General features: G+C 55.7%; 24 protein-coding genes. 13 read left to right on the top strand and 11 right to left on the bottom strand.

Annotated features, from left to right (window positions below; genetic code table 11):
• Positions 1 to 31 precede the first annotated feature (31 nt).
• Together murJ and trpS are read left to right on the top strand one after the other, a co-directional pair.
• Entirely contained in the window at positions 32 to 1,621 is a 1,590-nt protein-coding gene (gene murJ / locus ACO6S1_RS05680) for a murein biosynthesis integral membrane protein MurJ (protein ID WP_422345351.1), read from the top strand.
• 2 nt (positions 1,622 to 1,623) lie between these two features.
• Positions 1,624 to 2,619, top strand: coding sequence for a tryptophan--tRNA ligase (gene trpS, locus ACO6S1_RS05675; protein ID WP_422345350.1), 996 nt, complete (start codon positions 1,624 to 1,626; stop codon positions 2,617 to 2,619).
• A 36-nt stretch (positions 2,620 to 2,655) separates the two neighbouring features.
• Here trpS and ACO6S1_RS05670 read toward each other — a convergent pair whose 3' ends face one another.
• A complete protein-coding gene (locus ACO6S1_RS05670) occupies positions 2,656 to 3,135 on the bottom strand; it encodes an Lrp/AsnC family transcriptional regulator (RefSeq protein ID WP_422345349.1) in 480 nt (159 codons plus the stop codon).
• A gap of 151 nt (positions 3,136 to 3,286) precedes the next feature.
• Here ACO6S1_RS05670 and ACO6S1_RS05665 point away from each other — a divergent pair, with 151 nt between their 5' ends.
• A complete protein-coding gene (locus ACO6S1_RS05665) occupies positions 3,287 to 5,401 on the top strand; it encodes a S9 family peptidase (RefSeq protein WP_422345348.1) in 2,115 nt (704 codons plus the stop codon).
• Here ACO6S1_RS05665 and ACO6S1_RS05660 read toward each other — a convergent pair.
• Together ACO6S1_RS05660 and ACO6S1_RS05655 are read right to left on the bottom strand one after the other, a co-directional pair.
• On the bottom strand, positions 5,387 to 6,991 hold the full coding sequence (locus ACO6S1_RS05660) for an AbgT family transporter (protein ID WP_422345347.1): 1,605 nt from the start codon (positions 6,989 to 6,991) through the stop codon (positions 5,387 to 5,389). The genes ACO6S1_RS05665 and ACO6S1_RS05660 overlap by 15 nt on opposite strands.
• A 93-nt stretch (positions 6,992 to 7,084) precedes the next feature.
• Positions 7,085 to 7,720, bottom strand: coding sequence for a GNAT family N-acetyltransferase (locus tag ACO6S1_RS05655; RefSeq protein ID WP_422345346.1), 636 nt, complete (start codon positions 7,718 to 7,720; stop codon positions 7,085 to 7,087).
• 169 nt (positions 7,721 to 7,889) lie between these two features.
• Here ACO6S1_RS05655 and ACO6S1_RS05650 point away from each other — a divergent pair, with 169 nt between their 5' ends.
• The 6 genes from ACO6S1_RS05650 to ACO6S1_RS05625 all read left to right on the top strand — a co-directional run bounded on the left by ACO6S1_RS05650 (position 7,890) and on the right by ACO6S1_RS05625 (position 12,981).
• On the top strand, positions 7,890 to 8,732 hold the full coding sequence (locus ACO6S1_RS05650; RefSeq protein ID WP_422345345.1) for a class II aldolase/adducin family protein: 843 nt from the start codon (positions 7,890 to 7,892) through the stop codon (positions 8,730 to 8,732).
• A gap of 50 nt (positions 8,733 to 8,782) precedes the next feature.
• A complete protein-coding gene (murA, locus tag ACO6S1_RS05645) occupies positions 8,783 to 10,066 on the top strand; it encodes a UDP-N-acetylglucosamine 1-carboxyvinyltransferase (protein ID WP_422345344.1) in 1,284 nt (427 codons plus the stop codon).
• A gap of 86 nt (positions 10,067 to 10,152) precedes the next feature.
• On the top strand, positions 10,153 to 10,563 hold the full coding sequence (locus ACO6S1_RS05640) for a nuclear transport factor 2 family protein (protein ID WP_422345343.1): 411 nt from the start codon (positions 10,153 to 10,155) through the stop codon (positions 10,561 to 10,563).
• 14 nt (positions 10,564 to 10,577) lie between these two features.
• Positions 10,578 to 10,919, top strand: coding sequence for a putative quinol monooxygenase (locus ACO6S1_RS05635; RefSeq protein ID WP_422345342.1), 342 nt, complete (start codon positions 10,578 to 10,580; stop codon positions 10,917 to 10,919).
• Between the two features lie 21 nt (positions 10,920 to 10,940).
• Positions 10,941 to 12,188: a cytochrome P450 gene (locus tag ACO6S1_RS05630; protein ID WP_422345341.1), complete on the top strand. Its 1,248-nt coding sequence runs from the start codon at positions 10,941 to 10,943 to the stop codon at positions 12,186 to 12,188.
• Between the two features lie 28 nt (positions 12,189 to 12,216).
• Positions 12,217 to 12,981 carry an SDR family NAD(P)-dependent oxidoreductase gene (locus ACO6S1_RS05625; protein WP_422345340.1) on the top strand — a complete coding sequence of 255 codons (765 nt, stop codon included), beginning with the start codon at positions 12,217 to 12,219 and terminating at the stop codon, positions 12,979 to 12,981.
• Positions 12,982 to 13,099: 118 nt separating this feature from the next.
• Here the strand turns inward: ACO6S1_RS05625 and ACO6S1_RS05620 are convergent, their stop codons facing one another.
• The 3 genes from ACO6S1_RS05620 to ACO6S1_RS05610 all read right to left on the bottom strand — a co-directional run bounded on the left by ACO6S1_RS05620 (position 13,100) and on the right by ACO6S1_RS05610 (position 14,978).
• Positions 13,100 to 13,849 carry a hypothetical protein gene (locus ACO6S1_RS05620; RefSeq protein ID WP_422345339.1) on the bottom strand — a complete coding sequence of 250 codons (750 nt, stop codon included), beginning with the start codon at positions 13,847 to 13,849 and terminating at the stop codon, positions 13,100 to 13,102.
• Positions 13,850 to 13,963: 114 nt separating this feature from the next.
• Positions 13,964 to 14,401 (bottom strand): DUF1330 domain-containing protein, encoded by a 438-nt coding sequence (locus ACO6S1_RS05615; protein ID WP_422345338.1) that lies wholly within the window; start codon positions 14,399 to 14,401, stop codon positions 13,964 to 13,966.
• 25 nt (positions 14,402 to 14,426) lie between these two features.
• Positions 14,427 to 14,978 carry a GNAT family N-acetyltransferase gene (locus ACO6S1_RS05610; RefSeq protein WP_422345337.1) on the bottom strand — a complete coding sequence of 184 codons (552 nt, stop codon included), beginning with the start codon at positions 14,976 to 14,978 and terminating at the stop codon, positions 14,427 to 14,429.
• 88 nt (positions 14,979 to 15,066) lie between these two features.
• Between ACO6S1_RS05610 and ACO6S1_RS05605 the strand changes: the two genes are divergently transcribed.
• Both ACO6S1_RS05605 and rarD read left to right on the top strand, forming a co-directional pair.
• Positions 15,067 to 15,288, top strand: coding sequence for a hypothetical protein (locus ACO6S1_RS05605; protein WP_422345336.1), 222 nt, complete (start codon positions 15,067 to 15,069; stop codon positions 15,286 to 15,288).
• Positions 15,289 to 15,550: 262 nt separating this feature from the next.
• Entirely contained in the window at positions 15,551 to 16,468 is a 918-nt protein-coding gene (gene rarD, locus ACO6S1_RS05600) for an EamA family transporter RarD (RefSeq protein WP_422345335.1), read from the top strand.
• A 5-nt stretch (positions 16,469 to 16,473) separates the two neighbouring features.
• Here the strand turns inward: rarD and pyrC are convergent, their stop codons facing one another.
• Complete coding sequence (gene pyrC / locus ACO6S1_RS05595; RefSeq protein ID WP_422345334.1) at positions 16,474 to 17,520, bottom strand: dihydroorotase; 1,047 nt, start codon at positions 17,518 to 17,520, stop codon at positions 16,474 to 16,476.
• 44 nt (positions 17,521 to 17,564) lie between these two features.
• Here pyrC and ACO6S1_RS05590 point away from each other — a divergent pair, with 44 nt between their 5' ends.
• Positions 17,565 to 18,314, top strand: coding sequence for a YgfZ/GcvT domain-containing protein (locus ACO6S1_RS05590; RefSeq protein ID WP_422345333.1), 750 nt, complete (start codon positions 17,565 to 17,567; stop codon positions 18,312 to 18,314).
• A gap of 1 nt (position 18,315) precedes the next feature.
• Here ACO6S1_RS05590 and ACO6S1_RS05585 read toward each other — a convergent pair whose 3' ends face one another.
• From ACO6S1_RS05585 to hisS, 4 genes are all read right to left on the bottom strand, one after another.
• Positions 18,316 to 19,002: a DUF4167 domain-containing protein gene (locus ACO6S1_RS05585; RefSeq protein WP_422345332.1), complete on the bottom strand. Its 687-nt coding sequence runs from the start codon at positions 19,000 to 19,002 to the stop codon at positions 18,316 to 18,318.
• 243 nt (positions 19,003 to 19,245) lie between these two features.
• Entirely contained in the window at positions 19,246 to 20,538 is a 1,293-nt protein-coding gene (prmC, locus tag ACO6S1_RS05580; protein ID WP_422345331.1) for a peptide chain release factor N(5)-glutamine methyltransferase, read from the bottom strand.
• Positions 20,531 to 21,607, bottom strand: a complete 1,077-nt coding sequence (gene prfA, locus ACO6S1_RS05575; RefSeq protein WP_422345330.1) for a peptide chain release factor 1 — start codon at positions 21,605 to 21,607, stop codon at positions 20,531 to 20,533. Before prfA ends, prmC begins: the two co-directional genes overlap by 8 nt.
• Positions 21,604 to 22,935, bottom strand: a complete 1,332-nt coding sequence (gene hisS / locus ACO6S1_RS05570; protein ID WP_422345329.1) for a histidine--tRNA ligase — start codon at positions 22,933 to 22,935, stop codon at positions 21,604 to 21,606. The genes prfA and hisS overlap by 4 nt, the downstream gene beginning before the upstream one ends.
• Before the next feature lie 165 nt (positions 22,936 to 23,100).
• Here hisS and ACO6S1_RS05565 point away from each other — a divergent pair, with 165 nt between their 5' ends.
• On the top strand, positions 23,101 to 25,083 hold the full coding sequence (locus tag ACO6S1_RS05565; RefSeq protein WP_422346146.1) for a M61 family metallopeptidase: 1,983 nt from the start codon (positions 23,101 to 23,103) through the stop codon (positions 25,081 to 25,083).
• The last annotated feature ends 11 nt before the right edge of the window (positions 25,084 to 25,094 follow it).

Here is a 25,094-nt window from a genome sequence, read left to right as displayed (position 1 = left end):
ATATGCTGCGTGACCGTATCAGGGCGCGCTGGTGAACCTGCTAAAATCTACCGGAACCATAGCGGGACTGACAATGGTCAGCCGCATATTTGGGTTCGTGCGCGATATCATGCTCGCGCGAGTCCTTGGTGCAGGCGCGGCGGCAGACGCATGGCAACTCGCGTTTCAGCTCCCCAATATCTTTCGCAGGCTATTTGCCGAAGGGGCCTTTTCAGCCGCTTTCGTACCGCTGTTCAACCGCAAGATGGAAGAGGATGAGCAACGCTCTGCCGCACAGAATTTTGCGGTTGATGTGCTATCGGTATTCGTTCCGATTTTGCTTGTTTTCTCAGCCATCATGATGCTGGCAATGCCGGGTATCATCTGGCTGATTGACGATTTTGGAGAAGGTGGTCGGACTTCGGAATTCTCCATTTCACTGGCGCGGATAACCTTTCCCTATCTTGGCCTGATCAGCATGACGACGCTCTTCGCTGCGATCTTGAACAGTCTGAGCCGCTTTGCCGCTGCCGCTGCGGCTCCAATCATGCTGAATATTTGCATGATCTCAGCCTTGCTGATTGCGCTTTGGATAGATGGTGGCCAAGATCCTCGACAAGCCGCGTATTTTCTCGCGATGGGCGTTGCCTTGGCCGGCTTGTTTCAGATGCTGTGGCTCTATTACTGGGCCAGAAAGGCTGGCTTTACCTTTGCGATCCGGAAACCGAGGATCACCCCAGACGTCAAAGAACTCGGCGTCCTGATCCTGCCCGCAATATTTGGTGCCGGAATTTATCAGATCAGCCGCTTCATTGACTTGTTTTTTCTGGGCCGCCTGCCGGAAGGCAGCTTCGTCTATCTGGCTATGGCCGACCGGCTCAACCAGTTGCCGCTTGGCATTATCGGTATTGCACTGGGCACCGCAATCCTGCCTGCCCTGTCGCGCTTCATTGCCAAGGACGACCAGGGCGGCGCACAGAGATTGCAGAGCAACGCCATCGAGCTGGCGATGTTATTGACCATTCCCGCGACCATTGCTCTGTTCTTCGCTGCAGGGCCACTGGTTACGTCCTTTTATGTCGGTGGCAATTTCAAAGCGAGCGATGGCGGGACCACCGCGAGCGTGGTCGCTGCGCTAGTCGTCGGCCTACCAGCCTATGTTCTCGTCAAAGTTCTGATCCCTGGGTTTTTCGCGCGCAAAGATACCAAAACTCCGGTTTATACTGCAGCCATTTCCTTGTTTATCAACATCGCGCTCAATCTGCTGCTCATTCCGATCTACGGCATTGTCGGGCTGGCTTTTGCCGGAGCCGTGGCGGCGTGGGCTAATTGCGCCATGCTTTACACGATGCTGCACCGGCGCGGTCATTTTCATCTGGAAATCTCACTGCTGCTGCGAATCATTCGGATCACCATTTCGGCAGCTGGCATGGCTATTGTGTTAATCTATGCCGCGCCGATTGGCGAAGGGTTATATGATGGCACCATCTGGCAGCGGATCGGGTCAATAACCGCTCTGGTCAGCGCCGGCGGTCTTGTTTATGCGGTGCTGGCATGGGTGACGGGCGCGGTAGATCGCGACAAGATCGCCCTACTAACCAAGAAGAAGGCAGCCGATGAGGCAGCACAAAAAGGACAATGATCATGCGTACGGTTTCGGGCATACAGCCCACGGGTAATCTCCATCTCGGCAATTATCTGGGCGCGATCAAAAACTGGGTGAAGCTGCAGCAGGAATCGGAATGCCTTTTCTTTCTCGCTGACTTGCATGCGATTACAGTGCCCAATGATCCAGCAGAATTGTCTGCCAATTGTCGTGACATGACGGCGGCGTTGATCGCTGCCGGGGTCGATACGCAAAAATCGATATTGTTCAATCAGGCCCGGGTTCCCCAGCATGCCGAGCTGGCATGGTTGTTGATTTGCAACACACCAATGGGCTGGTTGGATCGCATGACGCAGTTCAAGGAAAAATCCGGTAAGCATAAACAGCGCAGCTCACTGGGCCTTTACGGCTATCCCGTTCTGCAGGCCGCCGACGTGCTGATTTATCAGGCCACCCATGTGCCGGTGGGCGAGGATCAGAAACAGCATCTGGAGCTGGCCCGCGATATCGCGACGAAGTTTAACAGCGATACCGAACAAGAGGTTTTCACGCTACCCGAGCCCTATATCGGCGCAACGGCTGCTCGGATCATGTCGTTGCGCGATGGTGCAGCGAAAATGAGCAAATCCGATCCGTCGGACCTGAGCCGGATCAACATGACCGATGATGACGACACCATCGCCAAGAAGATCAAAAAGGCGCGTACAGATGCCGATCCTTTGCCCGGCAAGCTGGAGGACTTGGAGGGCCGTGCAGAGGCGACAAATCTGGTCGGTATTTATGCTGCGCTGGAAGACAGCACACCCCAGGCAGTGCTCGACCAACATGCCGGACAAGGCTTTGGTGCCTTCAAACCGGCCCTGGCCGATCTTGCCGTTTCCAAGCTGTCCCCGATCCGCAACCGGTATGAAGAATTGCGTCAGGACGAAGGAGCGATCGACGCTATCTTGCGTGATGGTGCCGAACGGGCGCAGGCTTTGGCCCAGCCGACGGTGGATAAAGCTTATTCGGCTCTGGGACTGCTCCGCGATTAAGCTGTTCTGGCCTCGATGAAGCGGGCCCAGCCCATCTTATAACGGGATCGCTGTCTCGAACTTTTTGCAAGACCAGATGACATGGCTATCATACCGCCTGATGGCGGGGTTGCTCATAAAGGTCTGTTTGCCCCAATCCTCATACCATTCCAGACTGGGGCCCTGCACCACCAGGCAATAGTCGACGGGGCCTGAGATATGATAGCCCTGCAGAATCTCGGGCGTGACGCGAATCTGTTCGTCAAAGGCATCAAAGGCTTCGATGCTTTCATTCTGAAAGGAAACAAGGACGATCAAGCGAACGCCGATTTCACCGCTGCGCAGCACCGCCACGTCTTTTTCAATGAAACCCGTATCTCGCAGCAGTTTCAGCCGCCGCCTTACCGCGGACGCTGACAAGCCCACCGCTTCACCTATATCGGCATGCGTGCGCTGATTGTCGCTTTGGACAATCTTCAGAATCCGCCGATCAAAATCATCCAGATCAGATATCGTGATGGTTGCGTTATTCGTCATATTTTCCACTTCATACGCATATTTACGCCGACTTTATAACGATTAAAAGCGAGAATAAGCAGAAAATCGTTGCTAGATCACTGTCACCTCATCTTCGACGTTCCTCAGTTTCTTTTTGGATAATTCCTCCATCCTTCAGAAGGCCCTCACAATGAAACGTTCCTTTTCCCTGTTCTGCACCATTTTCTTGATGTGCACAGCGGCCATTCCAGCCCAGGCTGCTGACAAAACCGTTTCACCGTCCGCTACCGAGAACCGCTGCAGCGATGGCGTGCTGGAATGCATCGTATCGATTGAAACCCCCGGAGCGCCATCCATATCGCCAGACGGCAAGGCAGTAGCCTTCACGATCCGGACAGCGGACTGGGAGAAAAACCGCTTTGATCGCGAAATCCATCTCACGGAAAATGGCAAGACCTTTCAGCTGACCAACAATCCCAAAGGATCATCCGGCGATATTGCCTGGTCTCCTGATGGCAAGCTGATTTCCTATCAAGCCAATACCGATATCGGCACCCAGATTTTCCTGATGAACCGCGACGGCAGCGACGTGCGCCAAATCACGGCTTTACCGGGTGGAATCAATTCCTATATCTGGTCGCCTGATGGCCGCTACATGGCTTTGAAACTGAGCGAGCGACCAGCAAAATCCAAAGCACAGGTGGAAAAAGCTTATGGCAGTTTCGCATTTGCCGACGATTATTCCGGCCGCGACCATCTGTGGTTGCTCGACCTGACAAAGGCCGCGAGTGCCAAAGCACCGATTACCGAGCGCGCCGAACATGCGGACACAGAGGCACCCTTACGGCGGCTGACAGGAGGCACGGCCTTCACCATTGGCAGCTTCTTTGGCGGCAGCTTTACGTTCACACCCGACAGTAAGGAAATCCTGTTCGATCATGCCAATAGCGGATCGCCCTATGATTTGGGTACGCAGGATATTTCCGCGGTCAATATCGCGACCGCCAAGCAGCGCCCTGTTGTCCGCCGTCCTGGCATGGATCTCGACCCTAAAGTCTCTCCCGATGGCAAGACCGTGGCCTTTCATATGGGCGAGCCGCCTTATTACTATACCCGTCAATATTGGATGGGCCTGACCCCGATTGAAGGCGGAAAGATCGAACAGATCAGCAATAGTACCGATAAGTATAATGATGCCAATATTATTGGCTGGCAAGGTAACTCGATATTTTTCATGTCGCAATATCGGGTCGAAAGCCATCTGTACCGCATGGATTTGGATACGCGTGTTGTCACCAATTTGACCGCTGGTCGCGGCCGGGTAGAGGGATATTCCTTTACCGCTGACGGCAAAACTGTTGCGTTTGGCGCGGTGGATGGTGAGCGTGCGAAGGAGATTTACACCCGCAAAGTGACGGCGACCGGATATGCTGATGAAAGGCGCCTTACTCAATTCAGTCAGGCGATTGCCGACTGGCCGAATACGGAAGTACGTCTGGTTCAGTGGACCACGCCGGACGGACTGGATTTGGAAGGCGTTCTGACCTTACCAGCTCCGGAAAACCGGCTGGATGGACCTATGCCGGTGCTGGTTATCGCTCATGGGGGTCCATCAATCGCCGCACGCCCACGGCGCATGCCAGATGAAGTCTATCCGACCGAATATTGGCTGCGCAAAGGGGCCGCAATTTTTGAACCCAATTACCGGGGGTCGGGAAGCTATACCGACGAACTGATGGCAGCCAACGTTCGCTCCTTGGGGATCGGCTACACGGTAGACATCGAGTCCGGGATCGATCACTTGATAAAAATCGGGATAGCCGACCCCGAAAAACTCGGTGCCATGGGCTGGAGCGCCGGCGGCTCAGTGACTGCGGGACTCGCCGTGCGAACGACGCGCTTCAAGGCGTTTTCCGTGGGTGCAGGGATAACCAGCTACGCAACCTATTATGGGCTAAGTGATCAGCCCACCAGCCCGCTCGCCTATCTGAAAGCAACACCATCGGATGATCCGGAAATTTACAAAGCAACAGGAGCCATGGGCTCGATCAAAAATGCGGTCACACCGACGCTGATCCAACATGGCCGAGATGATAACCGGGTGCCCTTCGCCAATGGGATGGAATTCTTCCGCGGACTTAAGGATGCTGGCGTCGAAACCGAACTGATTATCTATGAAGATACAGGTCACGTCATATCACGGCCAAAGGAGTGGATGGCAGCGATGGAACATAATATCCGTTGGTTTGATACCCATCTCTTTGGTGACAGGGACAGCCCGGACCTCGGCTTAGTTGGCCGCTAAAGGCGGCGGCGCGAAGACCGGGGATGCGGGGCCCAGCGGGATTTCAAACGCCACCCAGACCATGATCAGTGCCAGTCCTGCGCCGAGCAACCAGAGCGCATAGGGCAGCATCATCGCAGTCAGGTTGCCAATACCGAAATCCTTGTTCCAGCGCTGACAGAAGATCAGGATGAGCGGGAAATAGACCATTAGCGGCGTTATGATATTGGTCGCGCTGTCACCCACGCGATAGGCTGCCGTGGTGGTTTCCGCGCTGACCCCGATCAGCATCAGCATCGGCACCAATATTGGCGCGAGCAGCGCCCATTTGGCACTGGCCGAGCCAACAAACAGATTCATAACTGCGACGAATATGACCACCAGGGCTAATAATATTGGCGCGGGCAGATCAAGGCTTTGCAGCATCTCTGCGCCATGGACTGCGGTAATCAGGCCGAGATTCGACCATCCGAACATCGCCACAAAATGCGCGACCATGAAGGCGAGAACCAGGAAATAGGCCATGTCGGCCATGCTGTCGCTCATCATCTTGACAAGATCACGATGGGTTTTGATATTGCCGACGCCCTTGCCATAGGCCCAGCCCGCAAGCAGGAAGAGCAAAAAGAAACCGGCGACCAGCGATTGGTAAAAGGGCGTGAACTGTGCCTCCGCCGAAGCGGTTTCATCGATCAGCGCCGTACCGGGACCAACGGTCATCAACAGCCAAAGCGCGATTACGCCAAGCGTTGCAAGGCCCGCATAGCGCAGACCGCGTTTCTCACCCTCATCGAGTGGACGATCCTGCACATCATCAGCAGGTTCGTCGCTATCAGCAACATTGCCGCTGGGGTTGATCGATCCGCTATAGGTACCCATGCGCGGTTCGATAATCTTGTCGGTGACATACCAAATGACCGGCAGAAAAACGAAAGTCATGACAAAGATAAAATACCAGTTTCCGGCAATATTGGCTTCCCAGCCCGGAAACACGGTTTCCGCAGCCGCTTGGGTAATGCCGAATAGCAGGGCATCGAGCTGTCCCGGAAACAGATTTGCCGAGAACCCGCCGGATACGCCCGCAAAAGCAGCAGCTATGCCCGCAATCGGATGGCGGCCGGCAGCAGCAAAAATAACACCCGCCAAGGGAATCAAAACCACATAGGCCGCGTCCGCCGCCAGATTGCCGAGCATCGCCACCAGCGCGACAATCGGCGTGAGCAGGAATGTCGGCGCGTTGCGCACGCCTGCGCGCATCGCAGTGCCGAACAGGCCCGAGCGCTCTGCCACGCCGGCGCCGAGCATCACCACCAGCACGTAGCCGAGCGGATGGAAATGGGTGAAAGTCTTGGGCATCTCTACCCATAACCGCCGGATATTATCGGCAGAGAGCAAACTCGTCGCGGCAATGACCGTGCGTTCACCGGTGTCCGGGTCGACCGCGATCGGATGTATGGCTGACCAACCCAGCAGATCGGCCACAACCGACAAGGCAACAACGAAAAGGATCAGGTAGAAAAACAGAAAGACCGGGTCTGGAAGCTTGTTGCCTGTTCGCTCAATCCATCCGAAAATTCCGGTATTCAGGCTTTGCGCGCTGCCGTTTGTCATTGAATCTGGTCTCCGCCTGAATGAATGTAAAACCTGTTCATAGCCATATATCCCTTTCAATCGTCAAGAATAATGGTTGTTGATAGGCTGTATCTATGGATGACCAAGTGTGGCTGGACTATCAAAAGCAGCAAAGACTTCGCTCAACCCGATTGGCTTTTCCATTGCCCGCAAAGCATTCAGTGCGCTTGTCAGATCAAGCCGATAATAGGCCACAGGGCCTTCACTGTGCGTTATCTTGGCGCCAAGTGCGGCGACGAGGCGAACGGCTTTTCTGTTCTCGCGCATGATCGCGATATCCATTGTTCGCAGTCCTTTCGCCACGCAATCCGAGAATAAAGCCGCGATAAGAACGCGAGACACGCCTTTGCCATGATAGTCATCGAGTACCGCAATCGCGAACTCGCCACTGGTTGGATCGTCCGGGTTCCTGATGGCATGGGCCGCGGCAATGCCCGGATGATGATCCTCATCCATATCGACCACGCCCCAGGCAATATGATTCTCACCGTCCACAGCCGACAGCTTTTCCACGACCGATGGCGGCACGGTCTTGAAGCTGGAAAAGAAGCGCAAATAGCGGGAGCGGTCGGACAATTCCATGATTCCGCGCTCGATCTCATCCTGATCAGACGGGTGCAATGGCCGCAGGCAAGCCTGCATGCCAGACCGCAGCTCTGTGAGAATCACGCAGGGACGTTCGGGTCCGGTATCGATTTGTTCTGGCATGATTGGCCTTCTTGGGGGGTTGGGGTGCTATTACGCTTATCAAAATTTCCATCCGGTTGATAGGATCGCCCGCGGACAAGGTCCGAAGCAGAAAAAGCTGTCCTTTGCGGTCAAGATTATGCCATTATTGTGTCAACAGATCGAAACGATTCTATGAGGAGAGAAAGTGATGGCCACCGCAGTAAAGGACGCTGGTAGCGCAATGCAGGTCGATGCCGGGTTCAATATTCCCGATCCGACAACCATTGACCGACTTGAAGGCAAAGTCTCCGATGCGGAATGGAAATTGCGCTGTGATCTCGCCGCAACCTATCGACTTTGTGCGATGCACGCCTGGACCGATCTGGTTTTCACCCACATCTCCGCGCGCTTGCCGGATGAAGATGGCGAAGAACGGTTTCTGATCAATCCTTATGGCGTGATGTTTGACGAAATGACCGCCAGTTCGCTGGTCAAGATAGACCTGGAAGGCAATATAAAGCAGGACACTCCCTATTTCATCAATCCAGCCGGGTTCACCATCCACAGCGCGGTGCACAGCGCCCGCGAAGATGCGGGATGCGTCATTCACGTGCACACGCCTTATGGTATCGCCGTCTCGGTCCAGAAAGAAGGCCTGCGCCGTTACACCCAATTTTCGATGCAGGTGCATGATGATCTGGCCTATCACGATTATGAAGGCATTGCGCTGGACCTGGAAGAGCGAGAGCGCCTGATTGCCGATGTGGGTGAAAAGAACCTGCTTATCCTGCGCAATCACGGGACACTGACGCTAGGTAAAAATTGTGCATTGGCTTTCCTGCGCATGTATTTTCTGGAAAATGCCTGCAAGACCCAAATCCTGGCGCAAGCGGTGGGTGGGACCGAGCATTTGCACGAGGAACCGGAAGAAATGGGCCACCGCGTGCACCAGCAAACCGCGCCTGCCTTCATGCCGGGTCTGGGGGATAACCTCGTCTGGCCGGGCCTGATGCGCAAATTGAATCGCACCAATCCGGGTTTTGACTATTGATTACATCCGCTGCGGCTTGCGCGGCGCTTCATTTTCGCTAAACCATCGCGATGGATATTATCTCAATTCGCGGCGGCAAAAAGCTGTCTGGCCCTATTCCGATTTCTGGCGCTAAAAACAGTGCGTTGACTCTGCTGCCTTGCGCGCTGCTCACCGAAGAGCCGGTAACGTTGCGCAACCTGCCACGGCTCGCTGATGTCGACAGTTTCGGCCATTTGCTCAATCAGCTTGGCGTATCGACCACCATTGAAGGCGCGCGGCCGGAAGATTTCGGACGGGTAATGACCCTGAAAGCCGGAAAGATCACGTCTACCGAAGCGCCCTATGACATTGTCCGCAAGATGCGCGCTTCCATCCTCGTGCTTGGGCCTTTGTTGGCGCGTGCTGGAGAATGCCGGGTATCCTTGCCCGGCGGCTGTGCGATAGGGAACCGGCCGATTGATTTGCATTTGAAAGCGATTGAAGCGCTGGGCGCGACTATTGAGACGACCAGCGGCTATGTGACTGCCCGCCAGCCGGACGGCGGATTGCCGGGTGGTGAATTTACCTTCGCCGTCGTTTCTGTTGGCGCGACCGAAAACGCTCTGATGGCAGCCGTGCTGGCCAATGGCGAGAGCCGCCTCAGAAACGCCGCGCGGGAACCGGAAATTATTGATCTGTGCAATATGCTGGTCGCAATGGGCGCAGAGATTGAAGGCATCGGATCATCCGACCTAACGATACACGGCGTTCCCCGCCTGCACGGTTGCACCTATCGGGTGATGGCCGACCGCATCGAAGCGGGTAGCTATGCCTGCGCTGTCGGCATTACCGGCGGAGAGGTTGATCTGGTCGGCGCCAATGCGGACGAAATGGAAGCGACCTTAGCGGCCTTGACCGAAGCAGGGCTGCATATTGAGCCCTATAACAAAGGCATCAAGGTTGCAGCCAACGGAACGCTGAAACCACTCACTCTCTCGACCGCACCCTACCCGGGCCTTGCCACCGATATGCAGGCACAGCTGATGGCTATGCTCTGCATGGCCGATGGAGCAAGCGTGCTCACCGAAACGATTTTCGAAAACCGCTATATGCACGTGCCCGAACTCAACCGGATGGGCGCGGACATCGAGACCAAGGGCCGAACGGCCGTTGTGCGTGGCGTCAAGAAAATGACCGGTGCCCCGGTCATGGCCACCGATCTGCGGGCGTCGATGAGTCTCGTGATCGCGGCGCTGGCAGCGGAAGGCGAAACCCAGTTGCAGCGCATCTATCATCTTGATCGCGGCTATGAGAGGCTCGAGGAAAAACTCGCTGCTGTAGGCGCCGATATTGAACGCATCAGCGGGGACTAGGTGATAATAGGCTAGCACTTATGGCAGCTTGCATGTCGGGCGCTTTTACCGTGTAATCCTTTTCATAAATAGGAGAGGATGAGTCCATGTTTTCAGGGCCAATAGAAGACCGGCTGGCAATCCGGGAATTGCACGACAGCTATTGCGATGCCGTTTTACGGACAGACCCCGATGATTGGGGAGCCCTCTGGACTGAAGATGCTGTCTGGTCGCTTATGGGCACCGAGGTCGTGGGGCGCGAAAATATCGTCAACCTCTGGAACGGCGCGATGAGCCAGTTTGATGCTGTCAGCTTCCTGGGCATACCAGGCAGCCTTGAAGTCACCGGCAACACCGCCACTGGCCGATACCAGACCCATGAGATCCTGGTCGAAAAGGGCGAACCGCGTATTGCTGGCGGACGCTATGATGATGAGTTCGTCAAAATTGACGGCCAATGGCTCTACAAAAAACGTATATTCAATGTCGTCGCTCAACTGGGCGGACAAAAGCTTTAGGGGGAATTTGAAGCATGGCTAAAATATTAATCGCAGCCCATATTGATGTGGATCCGGCAACACGCGAAGAATGTCTGATTAAGGCGCAGCCCTATATTGACGGCGCTCTGAGTCAGGAAGGCTGTCTGTGCTATAGCTGGGCTGCGGATATGAATAACCCCGAACGCATCGAAGTGTTTGAAGAATGGACCGACGAGGAAGCTCTCGCGCAGCATTTCAAGGACGTGCATTATTCGAGCATGCTCGCACATATCGGCAGCTTTGGGCTGAAAAATGCGGTCAGCGCCAAATATCGCGTCGATGCGGAAAGCCCGGTTTACAATGCAGAAGGCGTCCCTACCCCCGCCTTTGATTGAACATTCAGCAGGAATAATGACATGAACGAAGCGGTCTCAAAATCCCTTTTTCAACCGGATATCCTGGTTGATCCATTCGACTTTTACGAAGAGCAGCGCGCCAAAAACCCTGTCTTTCTAGATGAAGCGAGCGGTGCTTACATTGTCTTGGACTATGACCTGATATCCGAGGCCGTTGGTCGGCTGGATGACTTTTCCAATAATTTCACCGCTTTATTGTCCGGTGGAAAATCGGATGAAGAATTGGCGAATGATGAAGAAATTCAGGCCATCCAATCCGAAGGGTGGCCGCAGGTCAATACCTTGTTGACGGCTGACCAGCCCGTGCACACCCGCTTCCGCAAACTCGTCAATCTCGCTTTCTCCATGCCCAAGGTCAACAAGCTCGAAGACAGCATCAGGGCCATGTCCACCGAATTGATTGATGGCTTTATCGACAAGGGCGAATGTGAGTTCATGGAAGAATATGCCATTCCCATGCCGGTCAGAACGATTGCCGTGCAGCTGGGACTGGACGTCGCCGATGCCGGTACGATCAAGCGCTGGACCAATGCCTTTGTGGACCGGTTATCCGGCATGATGACCCGCGAGCGGCAACTAGAAACCGAACGCGAAGTGGTGGAATATCAACATGCGCTGAAAGCCAATATGGATGCGCGCCGAAAAGAGGCGAAAGACGATATCCTGTCCGATCTGGTCAATGCGCAAGTGGATGGCGAACGCCCCCTTGATGACGCGGAATCGCTTTCCATTGTCCAGCAGCTGATGGTGGCCGGTAACGAAACGACCACCGCTGCTTTGGGCGAAGGCCTGCGCCTGTTTGCGACCAACCCCGACCAGTATAAAAAGATTCAGGACGATCCTTCGCTGATCCCCAATGCGGTCGAAGAAGTATTGCGGATGTCGAGCGGCTCTTCCGGTATCTGGCGGGTGATGCACCGGGATGCGGAACTGGGCGGCGTCATGCTGCCCAAGGGCGCGATGGTGATGATGCGCTATCATGCCGCCAATCGCGATCCCAAGCAGTTTGAGAACCCCAATGAATTTCAGGTGGACCGCAAAAATGCGCGGACTCATCTCGCCTTTGGTAAAGGCATTCACATGTGCGTCGGTAATATGTTGTCGCGTAAGGAAATGACGGTGTCCTTTCAGGAATTTGCCAAACGGATCGACAATATCCGGATCAAGGAAGGCGCGGAACTGACCTATCCGCCCAATATGATGCTGCGCGGGCTATCGTCTTTGCCGCTCACTTTTGACAAACGCTGATAACAGACAAAGGGCAGAGACTATGGGGATGATGGACGGAAAAGTTGCGCTTATTTCCGGTGGCGCCGAAGGCATTGGCGGCACCGCAGGCAGACGATTTGTCGAAGAAGGCGGATCCGTCATGCTCGGCGATATCCAGCTCGAAAAAGCACAGGCCCATGCCGCGTCTTTGGGCGATCGCGCAGCAGCAATAGAGCTGGACGTCCGCAATCTTGACCAATGGCATGCCGCGGTAAAGGCAACGCAGGACAGGTTTGGCAAGATTACCACCCTGTTCAATATTGCAGGCATTTCCGAGCCCGGCGCGGTTGATGATGTGGACCTCGACAGTTGGAGCCGAACCATCGACATTAATCTCAACGGCACCTTTTACGGCTGCCGGGCGGCCCTGCCTGCAATCGTGGACAGCGATGAAGACGGATCGATAGTCAATGTCGGCTCCATGCTCGCGATGCGCCCCGGATCTGGCATGGCGGCCTATTCTGCGAGCAAAGGCGCGGTTACGGCGCTGAGCAAATCACTGGCGCTGCATTGTGCCGCACAGGGGAACAAGGTCCGGGTAAACACCGTCCACCCGGGGGCCATCGATACGCCGATGTACCAACGCTATCTCGCCGCATTTCCCGGAACCCATGAAGAGGCCGTTGTCGCCTTTAATTCCAATCATCCGATCAACCGCGTCGGCCAGGCGGAAGAAGTCGCCAATGCGATGATCTGGCTGTCCAGCGCAGGGGCGAGCTTTACCACCGCAAACGATGTCACCGTCGATGGCGGCGGCAGTTACCGGGAATAGGATCGGTCTAAGACAGATAAGGGCCGTTCATCAGCCAAAGAAAAGGGGCCGCCGAAGCCGCCCCTCCTTCAGCCAGATGTGAGATGCGAAATTCTGGCGTCGGTAATCTTGGTATTCTTTAGCGCCCGTTACTGGCGACAATATCGACCACGGTGCCTCCGCCGGAGCGGCTGTTGAGCGTAATCACATAGGCGCCATCGTCCGAACCGCGCGTCCCGCCCAGGACATGCTCGCTGCCGCGCAGCAGATATTCTGCGCTATAACCGCCGCGTTTGGCCTGGGTGTAATAATAGTCCACGACATTTTTCATCGGGCTGGCGGTGGAGAAGCTGACCACGCGAATGTCGCATAGCCCGCCTTCAACGCCGGCCGCTTCCTTGACATTGGCCTTGGGATAGACCGGAAATTCCGGTGGCATCCGGTTGGCCCAACCCATATCATAGCTAAGCTTTTGATCGCACGTGCCTTTGCCGCGCTGTGCCTGCGCCTTTGCACCAAGAGTTACGCCTTCGGAACCGGCGCAGCTGGTGCACTCGTCATCCGATGTCATGTTACGCGGCTTGGGCGCGCTGAGCATCTTGCCCTCGAACTGCGCGTTGGCATAAGCTTTGCCGCCGGCTGGTGGCACTTTCCCGTCAATCGCGCCATTTGCTCCGCGGATCGCATTGGTGTTGGCCTGGTCGGTCAGATTGGGATCAACCAATATCTGGTCTTCCAGGGCATCTTTCATCGCCGGGTCGGCGGTCAGATTATCATCCAGTTCGGCCAGTTCGGCTTCATTGCCTTCGTTGCTACCGCAAGCGGCCAAGGTCAGCGGCAAGGTAAATGCCGTCGCTGTCAGCAAGAGGGAACGGGATAGATGTGTCATGCAATATGCTCCTGAATATGCCCGGATAATTGCACCAAAAAGCGTTAATTTTTTGTTAGGAAACGTGGTTAAACCGCCAATCTCCTGTTAACCACCTGTCCCAAATCGGGATTCTCAGCCAAACCCGTCCGGCCCATCCATTTCCCCGAATCGAATGAGTCGGGACGTCAAAACAGCCGCCTGCCGATTGACCACCGCCTTTTGATATTCGGGATCCGTGACCATTTCGAGAAACGCGCCGCTATTGGGGTAGCGCGCAATGAACGAACTGTCCCATTGCTTGTCATCCGGCCCGATCACCATCGCTTCCATCTTGCCGCGCCAGATAATCGTCCCGCCAACCCGTTTGAAAATCGGTCCGCTGGTCTTGCCATATTCCTCATAGGCCCGCGCGCCGGTCCAGCCATGGGCCGCATTGGGGTGATCCTCGGGATATTGCGCTGTTTCATGAAATCGCAACAGGTTGAGCATGTTGATCGGCACATCGCGGGGCAGCGCCTTGAATGCATCAAAATGTTCCCGCGAGGGATCGAGATATCGGTCTTCGGCCATAGCCATGGTCTCCTCTCGTCGCAGCTTATTGAAACTGCTTTCTATTCTCCATCCATTGTTCGCGTGATTGGCCCCAGTCGTCAACCCGCGCGTTCTGATAAGGTTCGGGCAATGCGGTTGGCCCACGATTGGTCGACCCAAGCCGTTCGGCCAGCCGGATCGAGGGATGGTTTTCCGGATCAATCGTATGACAGATGTCGCTCCATCCCAGCGTATCGACAGCATAGTTCATGCTCGCCACAGCCGCTTCCAGCGCATAGCCCTTGCCGGCATATTCAGGCGCCACGCCCCAGCCGACTTCCGTGCCCGGCCAGCTATCGGGATACCAGGGTCCAATCCGCCCAATCCACTGGCCACTATCTTTGAGGATGAGCGAGAACATCGCATAGCCGCGCACATGCCATGCGCCCACCATCCCGCACAGGTCACGCCAGCTTTCCGCCCGGCTCTTGACACCGCCGATGAAAGTCATGGTTTCCGCATTGGATTGAAACGCCGCCCAGCTTTCAAAATCATCGCCATTGGGCGGGCGCAGGATCAATCGCTCGGTTTCAATACTGATATCATCGATGCTCATCGCTATCCTCCCTGAACCGCGCTGTTATCATAGGTTTATCTGCATAGAAACACTTGCAAAACTGGTGCACTATGCCTATAATACAGTTATGGCTAATCTAATCTCTATACTCATCGGCGGCATCGCCCTTATTTTGGCTTTTGTCGGACTTGTTCCCCTTCTCGGCTGGACCAACTGGCTGATTTTACCCATTGCTGGTGTCGGCGCCCTTTTCGGCCTGATATCTTCGCGCAGCAGCGGCATGTATTTCTGCCTGATCGTCATGGCCATATGTGCTTTCCGCCTCTGGATCGGCGGCGGTATTATCTGATCCCTTTCTGCACGGCGTAGCCAACTGGTCTGAAAGCCGTCTGCGAAATTCGACAAATTATGCGCAAAATCGTGGTGAAATTCTGTCGAACCGTTTGCCTTCGGCGACAAGCTGAGCCCGTGCCTGAAGCTGTCCAACAAGATCCTGTCCCATTCATCGACCGAAACATAACCCAAGTGCGACCGTGTAGGACAGCATAATTATCAACGCCCCAAACTAATTTATATTGCCACCCCATCGGCCCGGGCCTAGGCGCAATAGCATGACAGGCCAAGCATCCACCAGCCGACTGGGGCTCTTACAGGCGCTTCTTGCGTGCTGCATCTGGGGTGTAATGCCAATTTATTTCAAGCTGTTAGAGAGTGTTGCCCCGCTCGAAGTCGTTGCCCACCGGATTGTTTGGTCGGTGCCGGTTCTTTTGATCATCCTCTATTTCCGTAAAAATCTATCCGGTCTGCGCGCCGCTTGGGCAGAAGCAAAAATACGGGGGCCCTTGCTGGCGACCGCCCTGCTCATTACCGTTAACTGGCTCGTCTATGTCTGGGCCATTCAGGAAGACCACATTCTCGCAGCTAGCCTCGGCTATTTCATCAGCCCATTGCTCAGCGTTTTTCTCGCTAACATCTTCCTCAAGGAAAAGCTGAGTCGCAACCAATGGATCGCTGTCGGCATAGCCGCCATTGGTGTTTCCATCCTCGCGATGGAGGCATGGCAGACCCTGTGGATCAGTCTCGCACTGGCGGGGTCATGGGGGTTATATGGCTTGGTCCGCAAAGTTACTGATGTCGGTCCAATCGTCGGGCTGACTGTGGAGACGAGCTATCTGCTTTTGCCTTTCCTGCTGTTTATCGGCTGGATCACTTTTGGTACCACAACGCCGACCACAACCACGCATCTTGGTGACAATCTCACCATCGATATACTGCTGCTGGGCGGTGCAATAGTCACGGCCACGCCGCTGATGCTATTTGCTGCGGCGGTCAAGAAAATGAAGTTCAGCACCATTGGACTAACGCAATATATTGCGCCGACATTGCAATTTCTGATCGGTGTATTTCTCTACAAAGAGCCGCTCACGACATCGCATATCATCTGCTTCATGCTGATCTGGATCAGCCTGGCGATATTCTCCGCCGACGCGATTTTCGGCGGCGCCAACAAGAAAACGGCTGCGGCCTAGTTCCCCTACCCGACAATCTGCCAACGCAATTCCTGCCCCGCGTGAAACGGAACGATAGTCGCCCCGCCCGCCTCGATAGTTTCCGGTACAATCGTCGTCGAACGCTGCAAGGTCACCGTCCCCTCATTGAGCGGCAGGCCATAGAAATTGGGGCCATGTTCCGAGGCAAAACCTTCGAGCTTGTCGAGCGCGCCTTCTTCTTCAAAAACGGTGGCATAGCTTTCCAGCGCATAGGGCGCGTTGAAAATACCGGCACAACCACAGGCGGATTCCTTGGCATGAATTTCATGGGGCGCGCTGTCCGTACCGAGGAAATATTTCGGCGATCCCGACGTCGCCGCTTTGCGCAAGGCCAGCCGGTGCTGTTCGCGTTTGGCCACTGGCAGGCAATAGGAATGCGGCCTTATGCCGCCCTGAAACATCGCATTGCGGTTGATGTGGAGATGTTGCGGTGTGATCGTCGCACCGACATTGGGGCCGGCGGCATTCACAAAATCAACCGCGTCGGCCGTGGTGATATGCTCGAACACCACTTTCAGTTCCGGCAATTGATCGACAATTTTGGACAGGGTGCGCTCGATAAATACAGCTTCCCGGTCGAACACATCGACATCGGCATCGGTAACTTCGCCATGAATGAGCAGCGGCATGCCGATATCCTGCATCCGCTCCAGCACCGGCATGATATTGGCGACATCGGTCACCCCATGGGCGCTGTTGGTGGTGGCATTGGCGGGATAAAGTTTGGCCGCAGTGAAAACGCCGCCTTCAAAGCCTTTCACAATGTCCACCGCATCCGACGTATCGGTCAGATAACAGGTCATCAGCGGGGTGAATCCTGCATGATCCGGAACAGCCGCCAAAATCCTGTCCCTATAGGCAGCCGCGCTTGCGCTGTCCGTCACGGGCGGTGACAGATTGGGCATGACGATCGCGCGGGCAAATTGCCGCGCCGTATAATTGGCCACGGACCTCAGCATATCCCCATCGCGCAGATGGACATGCCAGTCATCCGGCTGACGGATGGTGATCTGGTCTGGCGATTGATTCATGGTTCGGGCTTTCTTTTAATGCTCAGCGTCCCTACCTAATCTGCATGACCGAAACCAGACTAAATGAACGCGCGGTGATCCGCATATCTGCAACGGATAATAGCGAGGATTGTCGCGAGTTCCTTCAGGGACTCGTTACACAGGATATGCAGGCAGTCCAGCCGGGTGCGCCTTCATGGTCTGCGTTGCTTACGGCGCAAGGCAAAGTGCTGTTCGACTTTTTCCTGTGGGCCGATGGCGACGACATCCTGATCGACTGTGAAAAGGACCATGCCGAAGCCTTGGCCAGGCGTCTCAAACTCTATCGTCTGCGCCGCAAGATCGGCATTGAGATAGACGCAAGTCTCACCGTACACTGGTCTCGCGAAGCAGAAGGGAAGCCCGCTGATCCGCGGCTATCGCTCTTGGGCTATCGCTGGTTCGACGACAGCCAAAAAGAGGAAAGCGTTGATGCGGCCTATAAAGCCCACCGCCTTTCCCTGGGCGTGACCGAGGGTCAGGCCGAACTGGGCAGCGACAAGACTTTATGGCTGGAATGCAATGCCACGGAACTGAACGGCGTCAGCTTCACCAAAGGCTGCTATGTCGGTCAGGAAAACACCGCGCGGATGAACTACCGGCAAAAGGTCAATCGCCGACTGGTCGTCGTGCCGCTTGATCAGGCCGATGAAAAACGCCAGCGCGTGGCCTATCCCGATCTTGGACTGTCCATCGAACATCGCCGAGTCGACGATATTACGGGCTTTGCTCTGCCGGACTGGCTAAAGGCCGCTCTATCCGCGCAACCCGTATAGTTTAAGCCGCGTCGCCTTCTTCGGCTGCTTTGGCCTTTACGGTGCGCCGTTTGCGCACAGGTTTCTTTTCGACTTCAACCTCATCATCATCCGGTTTGATCGAAATGGCCGGTGGTAGAGCGCTGACATCCAGTCCGTTTGGTTCGCCATTGCTTTCTGCAGCCACATCGGCGGGTTTACGCGGACGACGAGCCCGGACAGGTGTTTTCTTGACCGGCGCTTCTGCTTTTTCAGAGTCCTGATCTGCTGATGCGGCAGCTTCCTCATTCTCGGCATCCGCTCTCGGTCCGCGGTCGCGTTGCTGGCGTCCACGTGAGCTACGATCCTCACGTTCGCCGTCTTGCTGCTCGTCCCTGTCATCGCGACCATCATTACGGTCTGTATTTTGACCGCGCTGCTGTTCTTCGCGGGCCAGACGCTGCTCTTCACGGCGCGCCTGGGTATCCGCATTGACGCGGAAATAATGGTCGGCAAATTGGTGATAATATTCGGCGTTAACGCGGTCGCCATTGACCTGTGCATCCTGCGCCATTTTCTTGTATTTATCGAGCATCTGGGCTGCATTGCCGCGCGCACGATTGTCGATCCGGTTATCCCGATCGGCACCGCCACCACCACGATTGCTCTGATTGCGATTGCTATTGTTGTTCCGGCCACGGCGACGGCCGCCGGCCTGACGATTATTCATCAAATTCTGGGTGTCCTTATACCGTTAATAAACTCGGTCTTTCCTGTTATTTTCCTGCCACAAAGGCAGTGCCCGTGCCCCAGATCAAATGACCTGCAGCAACCCAAAAAAGATAAATGATCGCCGGACATCAGCAATATTATCTATATGGGGGTAGGCCAGCGATTTTAGGGATATTGCCAGAAATCATCTGGGCCTGAAACATCCTTAGCGCCTTCATAAGCCAAAACCAAGCAAATTCTATCAGGCGGGCGCGCGGCGCAATATCAGCAACCGGTCATTGCCGCCCAAATCCTGTTTACATTCAACGGCATAACGATGTTTTTCCGCCAATTTCGTGACAGGCTCGGCCTGATCAAATCCGATTTCCAACAGCGCGGCACCGTTTTCCGCCAATAATGCGTCCAGAGCCGGAATGATGATATGATAGTCATCCATCCCCTCCGCCCCGGCGAACAGCGCGGCATGCGGCTCATAGTCCGTCACTTCCCTGGATAATTTCGCCTTTGTCGAAACATAAGGCGGATTGGCGAGAATCAGATCAAAGGGGCCGCCGAGAGATTGCGTCCAATTTGCGGCCGTCCAGTCCTGCAACAGGAAACGCGCCCGGTCACTCAATTCCAGCCGATCAGCGTTATTATGCGCCATGGCCAGCGCCGGCGCACTGGCATCCATCCCGACGCCGCGCGCTTCGGGAAATTCGGACAAAGCCGCGAGCAACAGCGCCCCGCTGCCCGTACCGAGATCGAGAATCATGTTCGGCCGATGCCCGGCGCCCCATTGCACGGCGGTTTCGATCAATATTTCGCTATCGGGACGCGGGATCAGCACATCGGACGATACCTGAAACGGCAAGCTCCAAAACTCCCGCTCGCCGACAATATGCGCCACCGGCTCATGCGCCTTACGGCGCTCCAGCAGAGCGGAAAAGCCATCGGGAACATCGAGTTTTGGCAGATGGAGAAGCAAATCCTGCCGGTTCATGCCCAGAGCATGCGCCATCAGCAATTCCGCATCGAGACGCGGTGTGTCGCTGACCGCTTCCAATGCCTGCGCTGCTTGCTGCAACGCCAGAGAAAGCCCCTCCCCTTCAGGGGAGGGGTTGGGGTGGGGCGCATAGCCGTCGGGCTGGTCCAGTTTCTGCAGATGATCCAGAATTTGCTCCAGTACACCTTCCACGTTTTTCATCACGTCATCGTTAGAGAAGCGCAGCGTTTCATAACCAAGTCGCCTCAGCTGCTGATCCCGCTTTGAGTCATGATCCGCATCATGCGTGTCGCCGTCAATCTCGACAACGAGCCTTTTTTGCGGGCATAAAAAATCTGCAATATAACGGCTAACAACAGCTTGCCGTCGGAATTTGAAGCCACTGAGTTGCGAATTCGAGAGCGATCGCCATAATCTCTTTTCGGGCTCTGTAGGATTTGCCCGCATCTCTTTGGCGCGACCATGTTGCACCGCCAGTTCGGCCTTCGATAGGCCCCACCCCTTGCCCCTCCCCTGAAGGGGAGGGGTTTGTTGTTGTCTATCACCCATCCAGATTGGCGAGGCGGCTGGCTTCATCCTCGGCGATCAGAGCATCGACCATCTCGCCGAGCGCGCCGCCTTCGACGATTTCGGGCAGCTTGTGCAGGGTCAGGTTGATCCGGTGATCGGTCACCCGGCCTTGCGGATAATTATAGGTGCGAATGCGTTCGGAGCGGTCGCCGGAGCCGACCATGGCCTTGCGGGCATCGGCCTCTTCGCTCGCCACGGCTGCGCGCTCCTGTTCGTAGAGCCGCGCGGCGAGTACTTTCATCGCCTGCGCCTTGTTCTTGTGCTGTGATTTGCCGTCCTGACATTGCACAACCAGGCCTGTGGGCAGATGGGTGATGCGAATCGCGCTGTCGGTCTTGTTGACGTGCTGACCGCCTGCACCGCTGGCCCGATAGGTGTCGATGCGCAGGTCTTCGGTGCGGATATCGACATCGACTTCTTCGGGTTCGGGCAGGACCGCAACGGTGGCGGCAGAGGTGTGTATGCGTCCGCCACTCTCGGTTTCCGGCACGCGCTGGACCCGGTGGACGCCGGATTCGAATTTGAGCTTGGCGAACACGCCCTTGCCCTGAATATTGGCGACAACCTCCTTGAAACCGCCAACCTCCGACGCATTGGCGGAGATCAGTTCTATCTTCCAGCCCTGTTCGTCGGCAAAGCGGCTGTACATGCGGTAAAGATCGCCCGCGAAAAGCGCCGCTTCATCGCCGCCGGTGCCGGCGCGAATTTCCAGCATCGCAGGGCGTTCATCCGCCGCATCCTTGGGCAGCAATTGCAAGGCGAGCGCAAGTTCCGCCTTTTCCAGCGCTTTCTTGACGTCATCCACCTCGTCCGCCGCCATGGCTTTCATCTCGGCATCATCACCGGCGAGCATTTCTTCGAGCCCTGCCTGCTCATCACGCAGGCGCTTTACCTCGGCAGCCGCGTTCGCAACCGGTTCGATCTCGGCATATTCCTTGGACGTCTCGACAAATTTATCGCCGTCGAGATTGCCAGAGGCCATCATCGCCTGCAGCTCGGCAAAACGCGCTTCGATCTGGGCGATGCGTTGGGGGGTTATGGTGGTCAATCGGCCTCTCCCAATTGCGCGACTTCTTGCTCCAAATCTGTCAGATTGGCGTCAAGTTTATCGAGGTCTTCAGAAAACCTGAGGTCCCACATCTTTTCTATGACGGCCGCGACATCCAGTTCGGTCTGCTCGCCCGTCGCAAGGTTTTTAAACTGCACGTTACCGGACGCCAGTTCATCTTCGCCGATGATAATGACAGCCAATGCGCCGATCTGATTGGCCCGCGCCATGCGCTTTTTGAATTTGCCGCTGCCGAAAATTTCTGCCGAAAATTGTGACCCGCGAAGTTCACTTGCCACGGACAGGGCTTTGGCTGAGGCCGTCTCACCCATCGGCAAAATCGCTAATTCTATTGGGTTAGCAGGAACATCGGCAAGCAACATCCCCAGCCGTTCAATCCCGGCGGCCCAACCCACAGCGGGGGTTGCAGGCCCGCCGAGCGATTCAATCAAGCCATCATAACGCCCACCGGCCAGCACAGTACCCTGCGCGCCCAACCGGTCAGTCACAAATTCAAACGCGGTGTGGCGATAATAGTCGAGCCCGCGCACCAGCCGGCTGTTGCGCTCCCACGCCACGCCGCAGGCATCCAGTCCTTCGGTGACCTCGGCAAAAAATTCCTTCGCTTCGCTCGACAGATAGGCGTCAATATCCGGCGCGCTGTCGGCAATCGGGCGGTCCTGCCGCTCTTTGCTGTCCAATATCCGCAGCGGATTGCGCTCCAGCCGGTCCTGGCTATCCTTGGACAGATTCGCCTTGTGCGCCTGAAAATGCGCGACCAGCGCGTCCCGCCAGGCATCTCGGCTCTCGGCATCGCCCAAGGTATTGAGCTGCAAGGTCACGCCATCGGCTATGCCCAGCTCCTTCAAAAGCTGATCGGCAAAACACAGCAATTCGACATCGGCTGCCGCTTCACCTGCGCCAATAATTTCGGCATCGAGCTGGTGAAACTGCCGATAGCGGCCCTTTTGCGGGCGCTCATAGCGGAACAAGGGACCGTGCGTGGACAGCTTCAACGGCATATGCTGCTGCCAGCCGTTGGTCAGAAAGGCGCGGCTGATACCGGCGGTAAATTCGGGACGCAGAGTCAGGCTGTCACCGCCGCGGTCTTCAAAACTGTACATTTCCTTCGACACGACATCGGTGGTTTCACCCAGGGACCGCGCAAAGACGGAAGTGGGCTCAAACACCGGCATCTGCACGCCCTTGAACCCGTAAAGCCGCCGAACGCGCTCGAACGTCTCCACCACATGCTGGAAACGTTCCTGGTCCTCGCCAAATATATCCTGCGTGCCGCGAACGGGTTGCGGTGTCTGTATCTTTGCCATGTTTGCCCTTTTGTCCTGAGCGCGCTTTAGCCGGTGCTGCGCAAAAGCGAAAGATGGCTTATTTTCTATCGCCAAAACGCACGCTTTTTCTTCTCCGCCCTCTGGACGCAGCCGCTAAAAAGCGTCATTCAGCACAAAAGCCACGTTACAGGGGAATGAGTGAGTATGCGTCTGGTTGCATTTTTGGGCCTGTTTTCGGTCCTGTCTTTCGTTTCGCCTGTCACCGCCGCCTCAGCTGCCATGCCGGAGAATCTGAGCAAGCCGACCTATGTTGCGGCGGAAGATACGATCCCGACAGCGCAGGACATCCCCTTCCCCGGCACCATGCGGCTGGAGGTCGATGCCCGCGATAACCAGCAGGGCGTATTCCGCGTAACGCAGGTTATTCCGGTTGCCAAGGCTGGCAAATTAACCCTGCTTTATCCCGAATGGCTGCCCGGCAATCACGCCCCGCGCGGCGAGATTGAAAAGCTGGCGGCGCTGGAATTTACCGCCAATGGCCAAAAGATCGATTGGGTCCGTGATGATATCGATGTGTACGCCTTTCATCTGAACGTGCCCGAAGGCGTGTCGGAAATTACCGCCAAATTCCAATTCACCTCGGCCACCACCAGCAGTCAAGGCCGCATTGTCATGGCGCCATCGATGTTGAACCTGCGCTGGCATCAGGTTTCCCTGTATCCCGCGGGCTATTATGTCCGCCAAATCCCGGTCGAAGCGACCGCTATTTATCCCGCCGGCTGGCAAGCGGCCAGCGCGATGCGGCCTTTAGCGCGGCAACCCAACACAGATAATCTCAATCGCGTGGTTTATCAGAAGACAGATTATGACACGCTGATCGACAGCCCCGTCTTTGCCGGTAAAAATTTCCAGTCCCACCGGCTGAGTCGCCGCGTGCACCTGAATATCGTCGCGGACGATGCAAAATATCTCAAACCCAATAAATCGCACATTGCCAAACATAGCAAACTGGTGCGCGAAGCCGAGGCGCTGTTCGACAGCCATCCCTATGACCGCTATGATTTCCTGCTCGCGCTGACCGAGGAAATGGGCAGTATTGGAATTGAGCATCATCGCTCCTCGGAAAATGGTGTGAACCGCGAATATTTTACCAAATGGGATGATGGCCCCGGTCGCCGCAACCTGTTGCCGCACGAAATTGTCCATAGCTGGAACGGCAAATATCGCCGCCCCGCCGGCATGTGGACGCCCGATTTCCGTGAACCGATGCGCGACAGCCTGCTTTGGATCTATGAGGGGCAGTCGCAGTTCTGGGGCTATGTTCTTGGTGCGCGTTCCGGCCTCTATTCCAAACAGGACACGCTGGATGCCTTTGCGGCCATCGCGGCGGGTATGGATCTCCGCGTGGGCCGCCTTTGGCGCCCGCTGATCGACACAACTCATGATCCGATTATTGCCGCGCGCAAACCCAAACCGTGGAGCAGCTGGCAGCGGCAGGAAGACTATTATAACGAAGGCCTGCTCATCTGGCTGGAGGTCGATGGCATTATCCGCCGCGAATCGGAAGGCGAGAAATCGCTCGAAGATTTTGCCCGGAGCTTTTTCAAGGGCAAGAATGGCGACTATGGCGTCGTTACCTATGAACTGCCCGATGTGATCGCGGCACTTGACGCGGTGCAACCATATGACTGGGCTGGGTTCATCCGGGAACGGGTCTATCAGACAACTGCCGAAGCACCCAAAAATGGCCTGGCGCTGGGGGGTTATAAACTGGTCTATAATGCCACGCAGAGCGATTTTATCCGCGCCAACGATAAACGCCGCAAACAGCTGGATCTCAGTCACTCGATTGGCATGGTGGTAAGTGACAAGGGCGTTGTCAAAGCGGTGATGTGGGACGGTCCGGCGTTTAGGGCGGGCCTTAAAAACGGCCTCACTATCACTGCAGTAAACGGCAAGGCCTATACCGCCGAAATGTTGACCCAGGCGATCGAGGAAAATCGCGGGCAAATGAATAAAATCGAGATATTCGCGAAGAATGACGACCAATATAGCAATTTTTTGGTCGATTATTCAGGCGGGCTTCGCTATCCGCACCTCGAAAAGATTATTGCGGATGCAACCGCTGGAGAGGGTGGCCAAGCTGAAGGGGGCATTGACCGGCTTTTAGAGCCAAAAACCAGATAATAGGACCCGAT

The sequence above is a fragment of the Parasphingorhabdus sp. genome (assembly GCF_965233695.1).
Taxonomy (GTDB): domain Bacteria; phylum Pseudomonadota; class Alphaproteobacteria; order Sphingomonadales; family Sphingomonadaceae; genus Parasphingorhabdus.
The sequence above is the reverse complement of the archived record's forward strand: the minus strand, read 5'-3'. Positions and strand labels throughout refer to the sequence as shown.

Bases quoted from the DNA above. Each gene is read 5' to 3' on its own strand.
- trpS (WP_422345350.1), top strand. From the start codon at position 1,624: ATGCGTACGGTTTCGGGCATACAGCCCACGGGTAATCTCCATCTCGGC.
- ACO6S1_RS05670 (WP_422345349.1), bottom strand. From the start codon at position 3,135: ATGACGAATAACGCAACCATCACGATATCTGATCTGGATGATTTTGAT.
- ACO6S1_RS05665 (WP_422345348.1), top strand. From the start codon at position 3,287: ATGAAACGTTCCTTTTCCCTGTTCTGCACCATTTTCTTGATGTGCACA.
- ACO6S1_RS05660 (WP_422345347.1), bottom strand. From the start codon at position 6,991: ATGACAAACGGCAGCGCGCAAAGCCTGAATACCGGAATTTTCGGATGG.
- ACO6S1_RS05655 (WP_422345346.1), bottom strand. From the start codon at position 7,720: ATGCCAGAACAAATCGATACCGGACCCGAACGTCCCTGCGTGATTCTC.
- ACO6S1_RS05650 (WP_422345345.1), top strand. From the start codon at position 7,890: ATGGCCACCGCAGTAAAGGACGCTGGTAGCGCAATGCAGGTCGATGCC.
- murA (WP_422345344.1), top strand. From the start codon at position 8,783: ATGGATATTATCTCAATTCGCGGCGGCAAAAAGCTGTCTGGCCCTATT.
- ACO6S1_RS05640 (WP_422345343.1), top strand. From the start codon at position 10,153: ATGTTTTCAGGGCCAATAGAAGACCGGCTGGCAATCCGGGAATTGCAC.
- ACO6S1_RS05635 (WP_422345342.1), top strand. From the start codon at position 10,578: ATGGCTAAAATATTAATCGCAGCCCATATTGATGTGGATCCGGCAACA.
- ACO6S1_RS05630 (WP_422345341.1), top strand. From the start codon at position 10,941: ATGAACGAAGCGGTCTCAAAATCCCTTTTTCAACCGGATATCCTGGTT.
- ACO6S1_RS05625 (WP_422345340.1), top strand. From the start codon at position 12,217: ATGATGGACGGAAAAGTTGCGCTTATTTCCGGTGGCGCCGAAGGCATT.
- ACO6S1_RS05620 (WP_422345339.1), bottom strand. From the start codon at position 13,849: ATGACACATCTATCCCGTTCCCTCTTGCTGACAGCGACGGCATTTACC.
- ACO6S1_RS05615 (WP_422345338.1), bottom strand. From the start codon at position 14,401: ATGGCCGAAGACCGATATCTCGATCCCTCGCGGGAACATTTTGATGCA.
- ACO6S1_RS05610 (WP_422345337.1), bottom strand. From the start codon at position 14,978: ATGAGCATCGATGATATCAGTATTGAAACCGAGCGATTGATCCTGCGC.
- ACO6S1_RS05605 (WP_422345336.1), top strand. From the start codon at position 15,067: ATGGCTAATCTAATCTCTATACTCATCGGCGGCATCGCCCTTATTTTG.
- rarD (WP_422345335.1), top strand. From the start codon at position 15,551: ATGACAGGCCAAGCATCCACCAGCCGACTGGGGCTCTTACAGGCGCTT.
- pyrC (WP_422345334.1), bottom strand. From the start codon at position 17,520: ATGAATCAATCGCCAGACCAGATCACCATCCGTCAGCCGGATGACTGG.
- ACO6S1_RS05590 (WP_422345333.1), top strand. From the start codon at position 17,565: ATGACCGAAACCAGACTAAATGAACGCGCGGTGATCCGCATATCTGCA.
- ACO6S1_RS05585 (WP_422345332.1), bottom strand. From the start codon at position 19,002: ATGAATAATCGTCAGGCCGGCGGCCGTCGCCGTGGCCGGAACAACAAT.
- prmC (WP_422345331.1), bottom strand. From the start codon at position 20,538: ATGGGTGATAGACAACAACAAACCCCTCCCCTTCAGGGGAGGGGCAAG.
- hisS (WP_422345329.1), bottom strand. From the start codon at position 22,935: ATGGCAAAGATACAGACACCGCAACCCGTTCGCGGCACGCAGGATATA.
- ACO6S1_RS05565 (WP_422346146.1), top strand. From the start codon at position 23,101: ATGCGTCTGGTTGCATTTTTGGGCCTGTTTTCGGTCCTGTCTTTCGTT.